The 260-nt window shown below is 66.5% G+C and carries 1 protein-coding gene; it reads left to right on the forward strand.

The genetic code is table 11. From position 1 onward, the window contains the following. On the forward strand, positions 1-260 hold a 260-nt coding region (locus HX786_RS32105; protein WP_372847448.1), incomplete at both ends, for a LysR family transcriptional regulator substrate-binding protein.

Consider the following 260-nt stretch of genomic DNA (forward strand, 5'->3'; position numbering starts at 1 on the left):
GCATCGCGAGTTTCCCCATGGTGCTGGCGGTGTTCCTGCCGCCGCTGCTGCGTCGGTTCAACCAGCTTTATCCCGGCATCGAGGTCACGGCCCTGGAAGTGACCGACGATGAAGTGAACACCTTGCTCGACGCGAATCTGATCGACCTGGGCGTGGTGCTCAACCCGCCGTCCGAGCGCAATGCCGCCGTGCTGGGGCGCGATAACTGGGTGGCGGTGCTGCCGATGGCCCACGGGTTTTCCCGGCGCCCGGCGCAGGCA

Source organism: Pseudomonas sp. 21615526, from assembly GCF_013386245.1.
Classification (GTDB): domain Bacteria; phylum Pseudomonadota; class Gammaproteobacteria; order Pseudomonadales; family Pseudomonadaceae; genus Aquipseudomonas.